The sequence below is a fragment of the Symbiobacterium sp. genome, assembly GCF_040797425.1.
Lineage (GTDB): Bacteria > Bacillota > Sulfobacillia > Symbiobacteriales > Symbiobacteriaceae > Symbiobacterium.
In genome coordinates this window covers 1-14,982 of the sequence record NZ_JBFNEH010000066.1, presented here as the reverse complement: position 1 = coordinate 14,982, position 14,982 = coordinate 1, and the positions used below count along the sequence as shown (strand labels likewise).

Below are 14,982 nucleotides of genomic sequence, written 5' to 3'. Positions count from 1 at the left end.
CGTGCGGGTGCGCCACACCGGCAAGGTCTACAACATGGAGCTCATCCGGGCTTACGAACTGGGTGGCATGATCGACGTGGCCGAGGCCATCGCCGCGGGGGCGCTGGCCCGGAAGGAGAGCCGCGGGTCGCATGCGCGCCGCGACTTCCCCGAGCGGGACGACCAGAACTTCCTCAAGCACACCCTGGCCTTCCACACGCCCGACGGCGTGCGGCTGGACTACAGCCCGGTCACCATCACCCGCTACCAGCCGCAGGCGCGGAAGTACTAAAGGGGGTGTGACCAGACGATGCAGGACTTCAAGCTGCGGGTCTTCCGCTATGACCCGGAAAAGGACGAACAGCACCACTACGACACCTTCACGGTAACGTACCGGGAAGGCATGACGGTACTGGAGGCCCTGCTCTGGGTGTTTGAGAACAAGGACGGCTCGCTGGCCTTCCGCTACAGCTGCCGCGAGGCCATCTGCGGCTCCTGCGCCATGTACATCTCGGGCCGGTACGCCCTGGCCTGCAGGGTGCAGGTGAAGAGCGCCCTCGAGGGTGACACGGTCACGGTATCACCCCTGCCGCACATGCGGGTGATCAAGGACCTGGTGGTGGACCAGACGAAGCTGTGGGAGAACTACGCCCGGGTGAAGCCGTGGCTCATCAACGACGAGCCAGCCGGCGACCGTGAGCGGCTGCAGAGCCCCGAGGACCGGGCGAAGTACAACAAGGAGATCGACTGCATCCTCTGCGGGGCCTGCTACTCCTCCTGCCCGAGCGCGGCCAACAACGAGGAGTACCTGGGGCCGCACGCCCTCAACTGGGCGAACCGCTTCTTCATGGATTCGCGCGATACGGCCAAGCGGGAGCGGCTGGAGATCGTGGCCAGCGAGTACGGCGTGTTCCGCTGCCACACCATCTTCAACTGCGTCGAGGCCTGTCCGAAGCACCTGAATCCGACCGAGGCGATTCAGAACCTGAAGCGGGCCGCAATGGCCTACAAGCTCGGCCTGCGCAAATAGCCGGAGGCGAGTGCCATGGTGCGTGAACTCCACGTCGACAAGATCGCGGACGCCGTCGCTAGCATGGTGATGGAGGCCAACTACACCCTTGAACCCGACGTGGCGGCCGCCCTGGAGAAAGCCCGCAAAGACGAGCGGTCGCCGGTGGGCCAGGCGGTGCTCGTGCAGCTGGCCGAGAACGCCGAACTGGCGCAGAGCGAGCAGGTGCCCATGTGCCAGGACACCGGCAACGCCCTGGTCTTCCTCGAGGTCGGCCAGGACCTGCACCTGGTGGGCGGCGACCTCTATGAGGCGATCCACCGGGGCGTGGCCAGGGGGTACCAGGAAGGGTACCTGCGCAAGTCAATCCTGGACGACCCCCTGCGCCGGAAGAATACTGGCGACAACACGCCGGCCTTCATCTACACCGACATCGTCCCGGGCGACAAGCTGCACATCCGCGTGATGACCAAGGGCGGCGGTGCGGAGAACATGAGCCAGCTGCGCATGCTCCCGCCCTCTGCCGGCTGGGAGGGGGCCAGGCGGTTCATCGTGGAGACCGTAGCCGCGGCCGGCCCGAATGCATGCCCGCCGCTGGTGGTGGGCGTCGGCATCGGCGGCAACTTCGACAAGGTCGCCCTGTTGGCCAAGAAGGCCCTGCTGCGCCCCGTGGGCCAGCCGCATCCCGACCCGGAGTGGGCGGCCCGGGAGCAGGAACTGCTCACCGAGATCAACAAGCTCGGCGTGGGCCCGATGGGACTGGGCGGCAAGGTGACGGCGCTGGCGGTGCACATCGAGACGATGGCCTGCCACATCACCGCGCTGCCGGTCGCCGTGAACATCGAGTGCCATGCGCACCGGCACAAGGAGGTGGTGCTGTGATGGCCAGGCACTATCTCACCACACCGATCACCCCGGAGCAGGCCAGGGCGATCCGCTCCGGCGACGAGGTCTACATCACCGGCACCATCTACACCGCCCGCGACGCCGCACATAAGCGAATGGTGGAAGACCTGGAGGCGGGGCGCCCGCTCCCCTTCGATCCGCAGGGCGCCGTGATCTACTACGTGGGCCCCACCCCGCCCAAGCCCGGCCAGGCCGTAGGCTCGGCAGGCCCCACCACCTCGTACCGCATGGACAAGTACACCCCCACCATGCTCAGGCAGGGGGTGAAGGCGGTCATCGGCAAGGGCTACCGGGGCCCGGACGTGAAGGCCGCGCTGGTGGAGAACGGGGCGGTCTACCTGGCCGCCACCGGCGGCGCGGGGGCGCTGCTGGCCAAGCGCATCGAGAAGGCAGAGGTGATCGCCTACGCGGACCTGGGCACCGAGGCGGTCCGCCGGCTCACGGTGAAGGACTTCCCCACGATCTGCATCAACGACGCCCACGGCGGCGACCAGTACCGCGACGGGCAGCTGCAGTGGGTGGAACCCGACGCGATGGTGAAACCGCGGTAGGCACTGGGCTGTGAGCCGTGGGCAGGAAGTGCCCAGACAGCAGGCGAAGGCCGCCGGCCTGAGGCCGGCGGCCGTCGGTCTGGCAAGCGCGGGTGCACGGCGGGCTGTACCCCCGTCAGCGCCCCCGCCCGGCGAGGGCGAGCCGCAGGGTATCGGCCCGCAGCCCACGCCGCAGCGCCTCCAGGGCGATCACCTCATCCGGGGCCACATTTCCCAGGTTGACGTTCGGCCCGAACAGAGCGATGAGCTCCTGTTGCTGCGCCTTCAGCGGCGCCTCCCACAGGATCACCCCCGGGTCCGGGAGCCCGGAGACGGTCCGCTCCACCAGATCCAGCTTCAGCCGGCCCTCCCGGTCATAGACGCCCACGCCCTTCCCCGACTCGCGCCCCTCGAGGATCACCGCGGCCGCGCCCGCCGCCAGGTCAGCCTCCAGCTGCGCCCGGGCGGCGACGGGGTCCAGCTCCCGTGCCTCGTCCTTCTTCCCCACCTCGGTGATGACGGTGAAGCCCAGCGCCCGCGCGGCGCGAATGGCCTGCTCGCGCGCCCTCGGTCCCAGTTCGATGGTGCCGTCGCTCACCTCCACGGTGCGGAAGCCCAGTTCCCGGGAGGCCGCCAGGTACTCCTCCAGGCGGCCCTGCAGCACGGCCACCTCCAGGAACGTTGCCCCGGGGTAGGGCTCCACGCCGTGTGCGCGCAGCAGGGCCACCTTCTCCCGCAGGACCCGCTCCGGGTAGAGGGCGGCCGTGCCGAAGCCCAGTTTGACGAAGTCGATGTACTCGCCGGCCAGTTCCAACAGGGCGCCGGTCTGCTCGAGGCCCAGCCCCTTGTCGATGACCATGGTCAGCCCCCTGCGACGGGGCTTGGCCGCCCGCTCCCGCTCCGGAAACGGCGCGCGAATGACGCCGGCGTAGGCACGCGTGTCCCGACTCACGTTCTGCCCCCTCCCTGCCTCTCGCGGGTGCGCCCACATCCCGGCACACTCCAGTGCAGGGTATGTGGGCGCAGGACTGCGCGTGAGCCCTCAGCCGGGCCAGCCGCTCTCTCACCCACCGACTGGAGGCACTGCTCGCCGCCCGGCAACCGGCGAGGCCTACGCCTTCGCCGGCCAGGAGCCCTGCATCTTGCGGATCAGGATGATCTGGCCGGTGTGGTAGGCATCATGCAGCGTCCAGGCGGCCAGGGACTCGGCGACCGTGCCGATATCCGGCAGCGACCGCTCCAGGTCGGCCTCGGACAGCTTCGCCACCGCCTCCCGGAGCCGCCCCGCCAGGTCACGCGCCCGGGCGACTTCGGCGCGCCAGCCGTCCTCGTCGGCCGGGTCGACCGCCGGGCCGAAGGTCTCGTCGTTACGAATCCGCTCCGGCTCGCGGGGAGAACCGGTGATGCGGTGCAGCATGAACTCGTTCCAGTAGTTCAGGTGCCTCAGGGTCTGCCAGATGGTGTTCCCCCCGCCCGGCGGCTGCCAGGCGGCCTCCCGGGCCGTCAGGCCCTCCAGTGCCGCCTCCAGCGGCGGGTACCAGCCCTCGCGGTTCCAGACGAACTCCCGCTGCAAGCCCAGCAATCCCACACGTCCCTGCATTCTCCGTCGCCTCCCTCTGGTGAGTCCCATCCAAGGGCTGCCCCTGCGGCCGACGCCGCGGCCGGGACGGCCTCTTCTTGCTGAGCCTGCCTTCTCCCCTCACCGCAGCCGCTGCCGCAGCGCCTCCACGAACCGCTCGTCCTCCTCCGGCGTGAGGCCGATGGTGCGGCCGCTGCGCAGGTGCAGCAGCACCAGCGGCTTGAGGCGGGTGCAGTACAGGTACAGGTTCGGCCCGGCAGCGGACCAGCGGAAACGGCCCCAGAAGAGGCTGCCAATGGCGGTGCCGTAGACCCGGGCCGGGTAGCCCTTGGGCGAGGCCACCTCCACCCGCTCGATCTCGCTGTACCCGACGCGCACCGGTCGGAAGCCCGTCCGGATCGTGAGGCCGTCCGGGCCCAGCTCATACCGCAGCGCCTGCGGGAAGCGGCCTGCCAGGCCCAGGGTGTAGATGGCCATCCCTGCGGCCACGAGCACGACGGCGACCACCACCAGCATCGAGGCGGTGGCCCGCGCCCGGCCGCCGGCGGGCTGGAACGTGGCCGTGGCCCGGTCGGCGATGGCCGCCATCAGCGCCTCGGGGTCGTCCGGGGTGAGTCCATAGCGGTCCTCGCCGACGTCGATCACGACCAGGTGGTCCATCTGCGTCGCGTAGAGCGTGATGTTGCCGGTCTCGTTGAAGCGGAAGCGTCCGGTACGCAGGCCGGACGTGGCCGTGCCGAAGACGCGCACACCGCCGGATAGCTTCTCGGGCCGCCATACGTTTGTGACCTCGTCCAGCGGGATCTCCTTGGTGCTGAGACCGCTGCGGACCCGGATGGCCTCCGGCCTCACCTCATATTGCATGTTGAACGCCGAGAGCAGGCTGCTGCCCAGGGCGATCAGGGCGACCACCAGCGCCACGATGGCCGTGAAACTGAGGGTCCTGCTGCCTGCGGTGCTGGACGGACGGGGCGGGTAGAACGTCTCTTTCACTTTGCCACCTTCCTGTCTCTACGGCTTGGACTGTGACGAAATAGGCCTGATCCGCGTGAAAGCCGCCGAAGCTGCGCAGGTCCGGGCGGCAGCCTGCGTCGCGCCCCCCTTCTACCACGACCAGCGCGCCGCCGGCTGGTTGAACCGCTGCGAGAGGTAGATCTCGTCATACACGTCCCGGAATCCCAGACGCTGGTAGAGCCGGCGCCCCATGGGCGTGGGGGTGAGGCCCACGAAGTCGCAGCCGGACTCCAGCGCGTCGGCGATGCAGGTCCGCAGCACCTCGGTGGCCACGCCCTGCCGCTGGTAGGCCGGCAGGGTGCACAGGTTGTAGATGCCCCCCATCCGCCCGCGGCGGTAGAGGGTGCCGCCCCCCACCGGCTGCAGGCCGATGAAGGCCACGTAGTGGTAGGCCCCCAGGGCATCGGCCACCTCCACGCCCTTGCGCCCGGCCGCCAGGTAGTCGCCGGTCGCCCCCGGGAAGAAGACCTGCCGCATCACTTGCCAGAAGAGTTCATACTCCCCCCGCTGCAGGCGCACCACGCGCAGGTCGCGGCGGCGGGGCGGCGGCAGCGGTGTGCCATCCCAAACCATCACCGGCACCATCTCACTGCGGTAGCCCTGGCTGAGCAACCGTTGGGCCAGATCCGAGGGTCGCGTGGCCGGCGTGGTCAGGAAGGCCACCTGGGGCAGCCCCTGCTCCCGGAAAAAGGCGCGCGCCGAGGCGATCAGGTCCTCCACCTGATCGCCGGAAACGCGAATGCAGCCCACGTGGTTGTACCGTGGGTACGGTGCGGAAGGCATGAGCACCCAGCGCGCGCCGAACTCGGCGCGGGAACTCTCGCCCAGATGCTGCTTCAGGTGCTCCTGGTTCTCCTCCCAAAGCTCGGCCAGCAGGGCCACGTCCATGCGGCTCCCTCCACGGTCGGCGCTCTCCGTAAGAGTTCGCCCTTTCCCCCTCCCATCCCTGTCCCGCGGCCCGCCTGCATGTCAGTGCAGCGGCGCCCGGGTGCCCAGGGGCAGGTCCGCGGGCAGCTCCCAGGCCGGAATGGCCGCACGGCTCCGCCCGGGGCCGCCGTCCTGGGGCCCGCTCTCCGCCCCGCCGGTCTCCGCACCGTCCCCCTCCTCCACCACCAGACGCTCGGGCCGGATGAGGAAGAGGGTGGCGGCCAGCGACGAGGCCAGGATCCCGGCGGAAAACCAGAAGGGAATCGCCTCGCCCCTGCGCATCAGGGCACCGTAGAGCGGGGGGCCGAAGGCGACCCCGATGAAACGGACGGCGCCGTAGATCGAGGTGATCATTGCCCGCTGCTCCGACCGGGCCGACGAGGTGATCAGATTGTTGAGCCCGGGCAGCTGCAGGCCGGTGCCGATGCCGGCGACGACGAGTCCGGTATAGAAAGCCCAGTCCGCCTGCACGAAGGCGATGAACAAGGTTCCCGCGATGGCCAGGATCAGCCCTGCGATCACCGCCGGCTTCAACAGCTTCTTGCGGTGCCGGAGGAACAGCCCCGAGCTGAAGGAGACCACCGACATGGCCAGCACCGGCCACATGATGCGCACACCCTTGGGCACGCCGTCGATGCCGTGCTCGGTCTCGAGGTGCTCGGAGAGGAAGAAGAGCACGCCGAACAGCACGAACAGGGCCACCGTGCCCGCCCAGAAGCAGGCCACCAGCGGGATTCCCTTCTGCCGGAAGATCTGCAGCACCTCCCCGAAGTACTGGCGCGCCGGCGGCGCCTTCTGCCGCTCGGGCTCCCGGGTGAGCCACCAGACCGCCAGGGCGAAAGGTGCAGCGACGGCGGCGTAGGCGAAGAAGACCGCCCACCAGACGAGCAGCTGGCCGATCAGGGCGCCGAGGATGGGCGAGACGACCTTGCCCAGGCCGTTGGAGGCCTCGAACACGCCCAGCGCCGTCACTCGGCTGCTGCCCCGGAACAGGTCACCCACGAAGGCCATGGCCACCGGCGCCGTCCCCGCGGCGCCGATGCCCTGAATCACCCGGCCCGCCATCACCATGGTGAACCCGCGGGGGCCCAGCCACCATCCCGCCAGCCCCGAGATGATCCCGCCCAGCCCGTAGAGCAGCAGGCTGGGCACCACCACCAGCTTGCGGCCGTAGCGGTCGGCCAGGAAGCCGGCCACGGCGATGGCGACGCCGGCCGAAAGCGAAAACGCGGTCACCGCCAGGCCGGTGGTGGCCTTGCTGAGGCCCATCACGCGGCCCATGTCCGGCAGGACCGGAATCAGCATCGAGTTGCCCAGGACCATGATGAAGGGCACGGTGCACAGCGCCGCCAACTGCAGCCACCGGTTCGGTCCCGCCGCTGCCCTTGACTGCCCCACCGGGGAATCCCTCCTTAATCCGGTCGCGCGTTAGAATCCCCGAACCAGGGCGCCATGACACCTTCAGGCATTTTTCGTCCGAGCCCTCGATAGAATCGCAACGGGAGGGGTGGCCATGCCTGGCGATCGGGTGATCCTGCTCAGCCTGATGGCGCTGGGAGTGGCGGCGCGCAACTCGCTGATCGTCACGGCGGCCGGCCTCGTGCTCATCCTGCGCGTGCTGAACCTCGACCGCTTCTTGCCGATCCTGGAGCGGCGCGGCCTGGAGGCGGGACTGATCTTCCTCCTGATGGCCGTTCTGGTCCCCTTCGCCACGGGCGAGGTGGGGTGGCCGGAGATCCGGCGCTCGTTCACCTCGTGGAGCGGGCTGGCGGCCATCCTGGGCGGCCTCATCGCCGCCGTGATCAGCGGCTACGGGGTGACCCTGCTGAAGGTGAAGCCCGAGGTCATCGTCGGCATGGTGGTGGGGACCATCCTCGGAGTGGTGCTCTTCAAGGGCATCCCCGTGGGGCCGCTGGCCGCCGCGGGCTTCACGGCGATCTTGCTGGCCCTGGTGCGCTGGCAGTAGGGGGGCACGGGCGTGGAGGAGAAGCTGATCTGGGGGATGCGGCTGGCCCGGATGCTCTCGGCCTGCGTCGAGGTGGCGGCCGCGGTGCTGCTCCTGCGCATGGCCGACCCCCGGGCGATGCTGCGGCTCAACTCGCTGCTGGGGCTCGTGGGCCCCCTGGCCTTCGTCACGGTCAGCGCCCTGGGCCTGGCCGCCAGCCTGGGGAAGCTTCAGCCCGGGCGTCTGCTGATCGTGCTGCTTGGGGTCGTGCTGGTACTGTGGGGGACGCGGTAGGCCCCCCGGACCGCCCCAACGGAAACCCCTCAGGCGCCTGGGAACCCGGGGCTCATGCCCCAACGGCAACGATTTGAGCCACGCCCTCCACACGGCGTGGCTCATTTCGTTACCCTTCGCCGTTGAACGACCGTGCACAGCACCGAAGGACCCCTGCACGGGTGCGACGAACAGCTTTACCAACCGGCCGAGTGCGCCTTCCGTGAAGGAATCCGGCCCTGGCGAGCGTCTCACCAAGTGAAACGGGCTGAGAGACACCCGAAGGAGGACTCCCACATGAACTCCACGCCGCGCCCTGTGGGCCGGGTCACCGTTGCGTTGGGGCTGGTCGCCGCCGGCACGGCGCTGCTCCTGGACAATCTGCTGGAGGCCGGGCCCCGCTGCTCGGAACTGGTCCTGCGCTTCTGGCCGGTCTTCCTCATCGGCTTCGGGCTCGAGTACGTGATCGGAAGCCGTGCGGACCGGACGGAGGACCGCCGCCCGCTCCACTTCGACGTGGGCGGCGCCGCCCTGCTGGCCGGCGTGCTCGCACTGACCGCGGTGTTCCGGTCCGTCACCGGCTTCACGGACGTAGCGGTTCCGTCCGTACCCGCAGTGCCGGCGCCGGCGCAGCAGACCCAGGTACGCACCATTCCCGCCGCCGGCGCCACCGCCCTGTTTGTCGACATCGATGTCGGGCAGGTGACCCTCTTCACCCAGGACGCCGACGAGGTCCGGGTGGAAGTCCAACAGGCCGCACGCGGCCTCTTCGTCCCCAGGGAGGGGGCGGCGCCCACGCTGGACCTGACCACCGAGGGCGGCAGGACCGTGCGGGTGACTGGACGGAACTCGGCCCAGGGCTTCCACCTGGGCGTCTGGCAGACGATCTACCAGATCTACGCCCCCGCCGGTCTCTCGGTCACCGTCCGGACAGACGCCGGCACGATCGCCGTCCGTGATTATCGCGGCGACCTGGAACTGGCCGCCGACGCGGGCTCCATCTCCGTCGTCGGGGGCGAGGGCAGCCTCGTGGCGGCGACCGACTCGGGCAGCATCCAGGTGATGCACTTCGCCGGCCCGGTGAACGCCAGCACCAGCGCCGGCGCGATCGGGGCCGTGGGGGTCGACGGCGCGCTGAGCCTGCACTCGGGCACCGGCATCATCACCGTGACCGAGCACGGCGGGGCCGCGCTGACGGCGGAGACCCGCACCGGCACCATCACCGCCGCGCTGCTGGCGCCGCCCCAGGGCCCCATCGCCCTGCGCACCACCACCGGGGCCATCCGACTGGAACTGCCGGAAGGGTCCGACGTGACGATCCGGGCCTCCACCCAGTCCGGAGGCCTCAGCGGCCTTGGCCCCACCAGCGGCGAGGGCGCTTCCCGTGCGGCGTCCACCACCCTGGGCGCCGGCACGCACCCGGTCACCCTTGAGGCCAACACCGGGTCCATCAGCGTCAGCCTGCGCTGACCCAGCCGTCCGGGGCCGCGACCCGGGCGGCACGGCGAGCCCGGCGCCCGGACGGCACGGCTCCACCCCCAGTTCAACGGCGCCGCTCGTGGAACCGGTCCTGGAGCCGCATCCCCGTCAGAATCGCACCGGCCGCGGCAAAACGCAGCGGTTCGGGCGGCGCCGGCAGCATGCGCCGGTCGACGAAGAAGACTTCCGTCAGGTCGGTCTGCCGCTCCAGGGCCAGGTCGGCCAGCGTCGCCCCGTTCAGGTTACAGAGCGACACCCCGTGGCCCATGCAGCCCACGCTGTAGAGCAGGTTTCCACCCACCCGGCCGATGGCCGGGGCCAGGTCGAGCGTGGCCGAAATGGGCCCGCCCCAGTGGTGCGTGAAGCGGACCCCCGCGAGCGTCGGGAAGGTCCGCTTCACCGCGTCCTGGAGGCGCTGCTCCAGGGTGCGGTTCCGGTCCCGCCCGACGGCGCTGCCCCAGTAGTAGAGCGCGTCCTCGCCGCCCATCAGCAGCCGGTTGTCAGCGGTGAGGCGGAAGTAGTGGATGAGGTTGCGGCCGTCCTCGATGCCCTGCCGCTGGCGCCAGCCGATGCTGGCCAGCTGCTCCGGTGGGAGCGGTTCGGTGAGCACGATGTAGGTGTGAATTGGCAGCTGGCGGCGGCGCACTGGGCGGAACCGGTGCGAGTAGGCGTTGGTGGCCAGGATCACCTTCTCCGCCACCACCTGCCCCCCGGGGGTACGGACCCGCACCCTGGGGCCGGGAACCACCTCCAGCACCGGCGAGCGCTCACAGATGACCGCCCCGGCCTCCTCCGCCGCCCTGGCCAGCCCCCGGGCCAGCTTGGCGGGGTTCAGGAGGGCACAGAGCGGGTCAAGGCGGCCCCCGCAGAAGGTGGGCGAGTCCACCAGTTCCCGCACCGCTGCCGCCTCGAGCCAGGTCGTCTCGTGCGCCCCCGCCCGCCGGGCCAGGTCCATCTCCCGCTGCAGCCGGCGCCGCTGGGCATCGTTGGTCGCCACCGTGAGCAGACCCGTCTCCTCGTAGTCGCACTCGATGCCGTGCTCCAGCACCCGGCGGCGCACCAGCTCCACCGCGCGCACCATGTACTCGTCGGCCTCCCGGAGCCCCCGGAGGCCAAAGCGCCAGCAGGTCACTTCCGGCGACAGGCCGAAGAGGGTCATGCTGAACCCGGCGTTGCGGCCGCTGGCGCCGAAGCCCACCACCTCCGCCTCCAGCAGCAGCACCCGCAGCCCCGGGTCGGCCTCCTTCAGGTGCAGCGCCGCCGACAGCCCGGTGAAGCCGCCGCCCACGATGCAGACGTCCGCCACGTGCTCCCCCACGAGCGGGGGCCGCTCCTGGTACTCGCCCGCGGTCTCCAGCCAGAAGCTCTTTTCCCGGTAACCCACGCTCCCGCCCTCCGCATCCATACCTTTTAGAATCGTATTTCAATAGTCCCGATCGGTTTACCTGCGGGGAGCGAGCGCGCCGTTTCGGTGCGGTCAGACTCCAGCGGCGGACGGTGGCGGGCATGCACGAGGGAGTCCACCCCCGGGCGGCCGCCAGGACCCCGTTGCCCGCCAGAGCCGGGACTCGCCGGGGGCGCGCAGGCGTGTGCCATGGGCTCCCGCCGGCGCTGGTCTCGCTCATTCTATGCGCATTGCTTATGGAAACTAAACGAGAGTTGGGGCATAATAGCCCAGTGACGGTGAGCGCGGATTCCCGACTAATCCGATCCGGACCCTATGGAATTGCTGCACACAAAGGTACACAATAGCCAGGTGACCCGGTTTCGTTAGGATCACGAACCAAGATTCAACAGCGAGGTGGAATGCGATGAGGAAGCGGCTGCTCGCACTGCTGCTGGCGCTCAGCCTGGCCGCACTCTCCGCCTGCGGCGGTGCCAACAACCAGAACCAGAATCAGAACCAGCCTCCGCAGACCGGCGGCCAGACAACCCCGCCGGCCCAGCAGGTCACCATCGCCATCAGCGGCGACCCCACCACCCTCGATCCGCACAAGAGCTTCAACGGGTATGTGTTCACCGTCACCAACCAGATCTACGAAACCCTGCTCTTCCGGGCGGCCGACGGCACGCTGCAGCCCCGGCTCGCCACCGAGTGGACCCCGGTGGACGACACCACCTGGGAGTTCAAGCTGCGGGAGGGCGTGAAGTTCTCCGACGGCACGCCCTTTAACGCCGAGGCCGTGAAGTTCAGCCTGGAGCGGCTGGCCGACCCGGCCACCAAGGGTCCCGGCGCCTTCATCGTCAACATGATCGAAGAGATCACGGTCGTGGACGACACCACCGTGCGCATCAAGACCAGCACCCCCTTCGCGCCGCTGCTGGCCCACCTCTCCCACCCGGTCACGGCCATCGTCAGCCCCAAGGCCGCGGAGGGCGACCTCTCCAAGAACCCCGCCGGCACCGGGCCCTTCCTGCTGGCCGACTGGAAGGCCGGTGACTCCGTCACCCTGAAGGCCAACCCTGACTACTGGGGCGGCAAGCCCAAGCTGGAGACCGTGGTCCTGCGGGTGATCCCCGAGACCGGCACCCAGCTCACCGAGCTGAAGGCCGGAACCGTCGACCTGATCACCGGCGTCCAGCCCGAGCGGTTTGAGGAGATCGAGAACGACCCGCAGCTTTCGGCCACCCGGTTCCTGGGCTGGGGCTCCATGTTCCTGGGCTTCAACGTGAAGACGGGCCCGCTGGCCGACGTGAACGTGCGCAGGGCCATCGCGATGGCCATCGACCGCCAGGGGATCGTGGACACCCTGCGTCAGGGCATGGCCCAGTTCGGCAACTCCTTGGTGCCGCCCACCGTCTTCGGGTCCGCCGCCGACCTGGCCGGCCCCGAGTACGACCCCGAGGCGGCCAAGGCCCTGCTCGCCCAGGCCGGCGTGACCACGCCGCTGAAGCTGACCCTCAACACCTACGAGGGCGCCGAGAACCGGCAGATCGCGCAGGCGATCCAGGCGCAGCTCAGCCAGATCGGCATCGACCTCGAGGTGGTGGTCACCGACTACGGCGCCTTCGCCGAGGCCATCGCCGCGGAGGACCACGGCCTCTGGCTCTCCTCCTGGGGCACGGTGACCATGGACGCCGACTACACCTTCTGGGCCCTGCTCCACTCGCAGCAGCACGGGGCCGACAACAAGGCGTTCTACGCCAACCCGCAGGTGGACGAGTGGCTGCAGGCGGCCCGCTCCACCACCGACGAGAGCGAGCGGAAGGCCCTCTACCGGCAGATCCAGGAGCAGGTGATGGCCGACCTGCCCTACCTGAACCTCTACTACCCGCTCTCCTCCTACGCCAAGAATGACCGGCTGCAGGGCGAGGTCTACCCCTTCGCCACCATCAACCTCGACCTGCGCCGGGCCGAGGTGAAGTAGCCCCCATGCTGCGCTACGCCGCACGCCGGCTCCTGCTGGTGCTGCCCGTGTTGTTCGGGGTGACGCTTCTGGTCTTCCTGCTCTTCTACCTCACCCCCGGCGACCCCGCCCGGGCGATTCTGGGGCAGGAGGCGCAAGGCGCCTCGGTGGAGGACATCGAGCGGCTGCGGCACCAACTGGGGCTCGACCGCCCCTGGTACGTCCAGTACCTCGACTTCCTCGGCGGAGCGGTCCGGGGCGACCTGGGCCGCTCCTTCCGGGGCGACCGGCCGGTGGCCGCCGAGATCGCGGCCCGCTTCCCCACCACCCTCAAGCTCACGGTGGTCTCCCTCACGCTGGCGGCCCTGGTGGGCATCCCCCTGGGGGTCGTGGGGGCGGTCCGGCGGAACACCTGGGCCGACTACCTGGTGATGGTGCTCGCCCTGCTGGGCGTCTCCATGCCCACCTTCTGGGTGGGCATCATGCTGATGCAGCTCTTCGCCCTGGAACTGCGGGTGCTTCCGCCGTCGGGGACCGGCACCTGGCGGCACATGGTGCTGCCGGCCACGACGGTGGCGCTGGCCTCCATCGCCTTCATCGCCCGGATGACCCGATCGTCGCTGATCGAGGCGCTGCGGGAGGACTACGTCCGCACCGCCCGGGCGAAGGGCGTGGCCGAGCAGAGGGTGGTGCTGCACCACGCCCTGCGGAACGCCTTCATCCCGGTGCTCACCACCCTGGGCCTGGAGTTCGGCAGCCTGCTGGGGGGCGCCGTGGTGGTGGAGACGGTCTTCAGCCTGCCCGGGCTCGGCCGGCTGACGGTGGACGCCATCCGGGGCCGGGACCTGCCGCTGATCCAGGGGTGCATCCTGTTCGTGGCGGTGGTTTTCAGCCTGGTCAACCTGATCGTGGACCTGGGGTACGCGGGGCTGGACCCGCGGATTCGCTATGAGTAACTGGCGGCGCTTCGCGCGCAACCGGCTGGCCGTAGCCGGGCTGGTCGTCTTCCTCCTGCTCGTGCTCTCGGCCCTCCTGGCCCCCCGCGTGTCGCCCTACGACCCCAACCTGCAGGACTGGAAGGTCCGCCTGCAGCCGCCCTCCGCCGCCCACCCCTTCGGCACCGATGAGTTCGGCCGCGATCTGCTCTCCCGCACGCTCTACGGCGGCCGGGTGAGCCTCGTGGCCGGCGTGGTGCCGGTGCTGCTGGGCGCCACGGCGGGGACGCTGGTGGGCCTCGTGGCCGGCTACATGGGCGGCCGCTGGGACCAGATCCTGATGCGCTTCCTGGACATCCTCCTGGCCTTCCCGATGATCTTCCTCGCCCTGGCCATCGTGGGCACGCTGGGCCCCGGGCTCTTCAACGCGATGCTGGCCGTCGCCGTGGTCTCCCTGCCCGGCTACGCCCGGCTGGTGCGGGGGCAGGTGCTCACCCTCCGGGAGCGGGACTACGTGGTCGCAGCACAGGCCGCCGGCGCCACCCACGCCCGGGTGCTGCTGCGCCACCTGCTGCCCAACATCGTCAGCCCCCTGTTGGTGCAGGCGACGCTCTCGGTGGGCTCCGCGATCCTCACCACCGCCTCCCTCTCCTTCCTGGGGCTGGGCACGCAGCCGCCCACGTCGGACTGGGGGGAGATGCTGGCGTCGGGGCGGCAGTACCTGCCGGACGCCCGGTGGCTGGAGCTGTTCCCGGGCCTGTTCGTGATGCTGGCGGTGCTGTCGGTGAACCTCCTGGGCGACGGGTTAAGGGATTATTTTGATCCGAAGACGAAAAACGAGCGATAGTGCGCAGAACCGAGGGGAGCCCCCCCTCGGTTCTGGTGTTACGAGGAAAAACCGTGGGCACACCCGCACGCCTTTCGTATGCGATGCACCGACGGGGTTCTCGGTGGCGGGACACGTGCTGGCGCTCGTCACGGTCTGCCGTGGCGGAAGGCGACTGTCAGGAATCGGTCGCGCCCCCGCCCGGACGGGTGCTGAAAGTTGACACTCCCGCC

Annotated in this window: 15 protein-coding genes and 1 pseudogene; 10 read left to right on the top strand and 6 right to left on the bottom strand. The window is 69.9% G+C overall.

The features are described from left to right. From AB2385_RS15245 to AB2385_RS15230, 4 genes and pseudogenes are all read left to right on the top strand, one after another. Positions 1-271 (top strand): annotated as a pseudogene (locus tag AB2385_RS15245) (succinate dehydrogenase/fumarate reductase flavoprotein subunit); the annotation flags it as partial. A gap of 18 nt (positions 272-289) precedes the next feature. After that, positions 290-1,009 (top strand): succinate dehydrogenase/fumarate reductase iron-sulfur subunit, encoded by a 720-nt coding sequence (locus tag AB2385_RS15240; RefSeq protein WP_367655868.1) that lies wholly within the window; start codon positions 290-292, stop codon positions 1,007-1,009. Between the two features lie 15 nt (positions 1,010-1,024). Beyond that, positions 1,025-1,870, top strand: coding sequence for a fumarate hydratase (locus tag AB2385_RS15235; RefSeq protein WP_367655867.1), 846 nt, complete (start codon positions 1,025-1,027; stop codon positions 1,868-1,870). Then, positions 1,870-2,445: a Fe-S-containing hydro-lyase gene (locus AB2385_RS15230; RefSeq protein ID WP_367655866.1), complete on the top strand. Its 576-nt coding sequence runs from the start codon at positions 1,870-1,872 to the stop codon at positions 2,443-2,445. Before AB2385_RS15235 ends, AB2385_RS15230 begins: the two co-directional genes overlap by 1 nt. A gap of 115 nt (positions 2,446-2,560) precedes the next feature. Here AB2385_RS15230 and AB2385_RS15225 read toward each other — a convergent pair whose 3' ends face one another. From AB2385_RS15225 to AB2385_RS15205, 5 genes are all read right to left on the bottom strand, one after another. Further along, positions 2,561-3,376, bottom strand: a complete 816-nt coding sequence (locus tag AB2385_RS15225) for a phosphosulfolactate synthase (RefSeq protein ID WP_367655865.1) — start codon at positions 3,374-3,376, stop codon at positions 2,561-2,563. 159 nt (positions 3,377-3,535) lie between these two features. Continuing rightward, positions 3,536-4,024, bottom strand: coding sequence for a DinB family protein (locus tag AB2385_RS15220; protein ID WP_367655864.1), 489 nt, complete (start codon positions 4,022-4,024; stop codon positions 3,536-3,538). A 99-nt stretch (positions 4,025-4,123) separates the two neighbouring features. Continuing rightward, a complete protein-coding gene (locus tag AB2385_RS15215; RefSeq protein WP_367655863.1) occupies positions 4,124-4,996 on the bottom strand; it encodes a PH domain-containing protein in 873 nt (290 codons plus the stop codon). A 111-nt stretch (positions 4,997-5,107) separates the two neighbouring features. After that, positions 5,108-5,905, bottom strand: a complete 798-nt coding sequence (locus tag AB2385_RS15210) for a GNAT family N-acetyltransferase (protein ID WP_367655862.1) — start codon at positions 5,903-5,905, stop codon at positions 5,108-5,110. Positions 5,906-5,986: 81 nt separating this feature from the next. Next, complete coding sequence (locus AB2385_RS15205) at positions 5,987-7,342, bottom strand: MFS transporter (RefSeq protein WP_367655861.1); 1,356 nt, start codon at positions 7,340-7,342, stop codon at positions 5,987-5,989. Between the two features lie 115 nt (positions 7,343-7,457). Here AB2385_RS15205 and AB2385_RS15200 point away from each other — a divergent pair, with 115 nt between their 5' ends. The 3 genes from AB2385_RS15200 to AB2385_RS15190 all read left to right on the top strand — a co-directional run bounded on the left by AB2385_RS15200 (position 7,458) and on the right by AB2385_RS15190 (position 9,632). Next, a complete protein-coding gene (locus tag AB2385_RS15200) occupies positions 7,458-7,910 on the top strand; it encodes a DUF441 domain-containing protein (RefSeq protein ID WP_367655860.1) in 453 nt (150 codons plus the stop codon). Between the two features lie 12 nt (positions 7,911-7,922). Further along, on the top strand, positions 7,923-8,183 hold the full coding sequence (locus tag AB2385_RS15195; protein ID WP_367655859.1) for a DUF2619 domain-containing protein: 261 nt from the start codon (positions 7,923-7,925) through the stop codon (positions 8,181-8,183). Between the two features lie 276 nt (positions 8,184-8,459). Further along, entirely contained in the window at positions 8,460-9,632 is a 1,173-nt protein-coding gene (locus AB2385_RS15190) for a DUF4097 family beta strand repeat-containing protein (protein ID WP_367655858.1), read from the top strand. Positions 9,633-9,705: 73 nt separating this feature from the next. Here the strand turns inward: AB2385_RS15190 and AB2385_RS15185 are convergent, their stop codons facing one another. Next, on the bottom strand, positions 9,706-11,025 hold the full coding sequence (locus AB2385_RS15185; RefSeq protein ID WP_367655857.1) for an NAD(P)/FAD-dependent oxidoreductase: 1,320 nt from the start codon (positions 11,023-11,025) through the stop codon (positions 9,706-9,708). A 427-nt stretch (positions 11,026-11,452) separates the two neighbouring features. Here AB2385_RS15185 and AB2385_RS15180 point away from each other — a divergent pair, with 427 nt between their 5' ends. The 3 genes from AB2385_RS15180 to AB2385_RS15170 are packed head-to-tail and all read left to right on the top strand — an operon-like array spanning position 11,453 to position 14,770. Beyond that, positions 11,453-13,009, top strand: a complete 1,557-nt coding sequence (locus AB2385_RS15180; RefSeq protein ID WP_367655856.1) for a glutathione ABC transporter substrate-binding protein — start codon at positions 11,453-11,455, stop codon at positions 13,007-13,009. A 5-nt stretch (positions 13,010-13,014) separates the two neighbouring features. After that, positions 13,015-13,944, top strand: coding sequence for a nickel ABC transporter permease (gene nikB, locus AB2385_RS15175; protein ID WP_367655855.1), 930 nt, complete (start codon positions 13,015-13,017; stop codon positions 13,942-13,944). Continuing rightward, complete coding sequence (locus AB2385_RS15170) at positions 13,937-14,770, top strand: ABC transporter permease (protein WP_367655854.1); 834 nt, start codon at positions 13,937-13,939, stop codon at positions 14,768-14,770. Before nikB ends, AB2385_RS15170 begins: the two co-directional genes overlap by 8 nt. Positions 14,771-14,982: the final 212 nt, after the last annotated feature.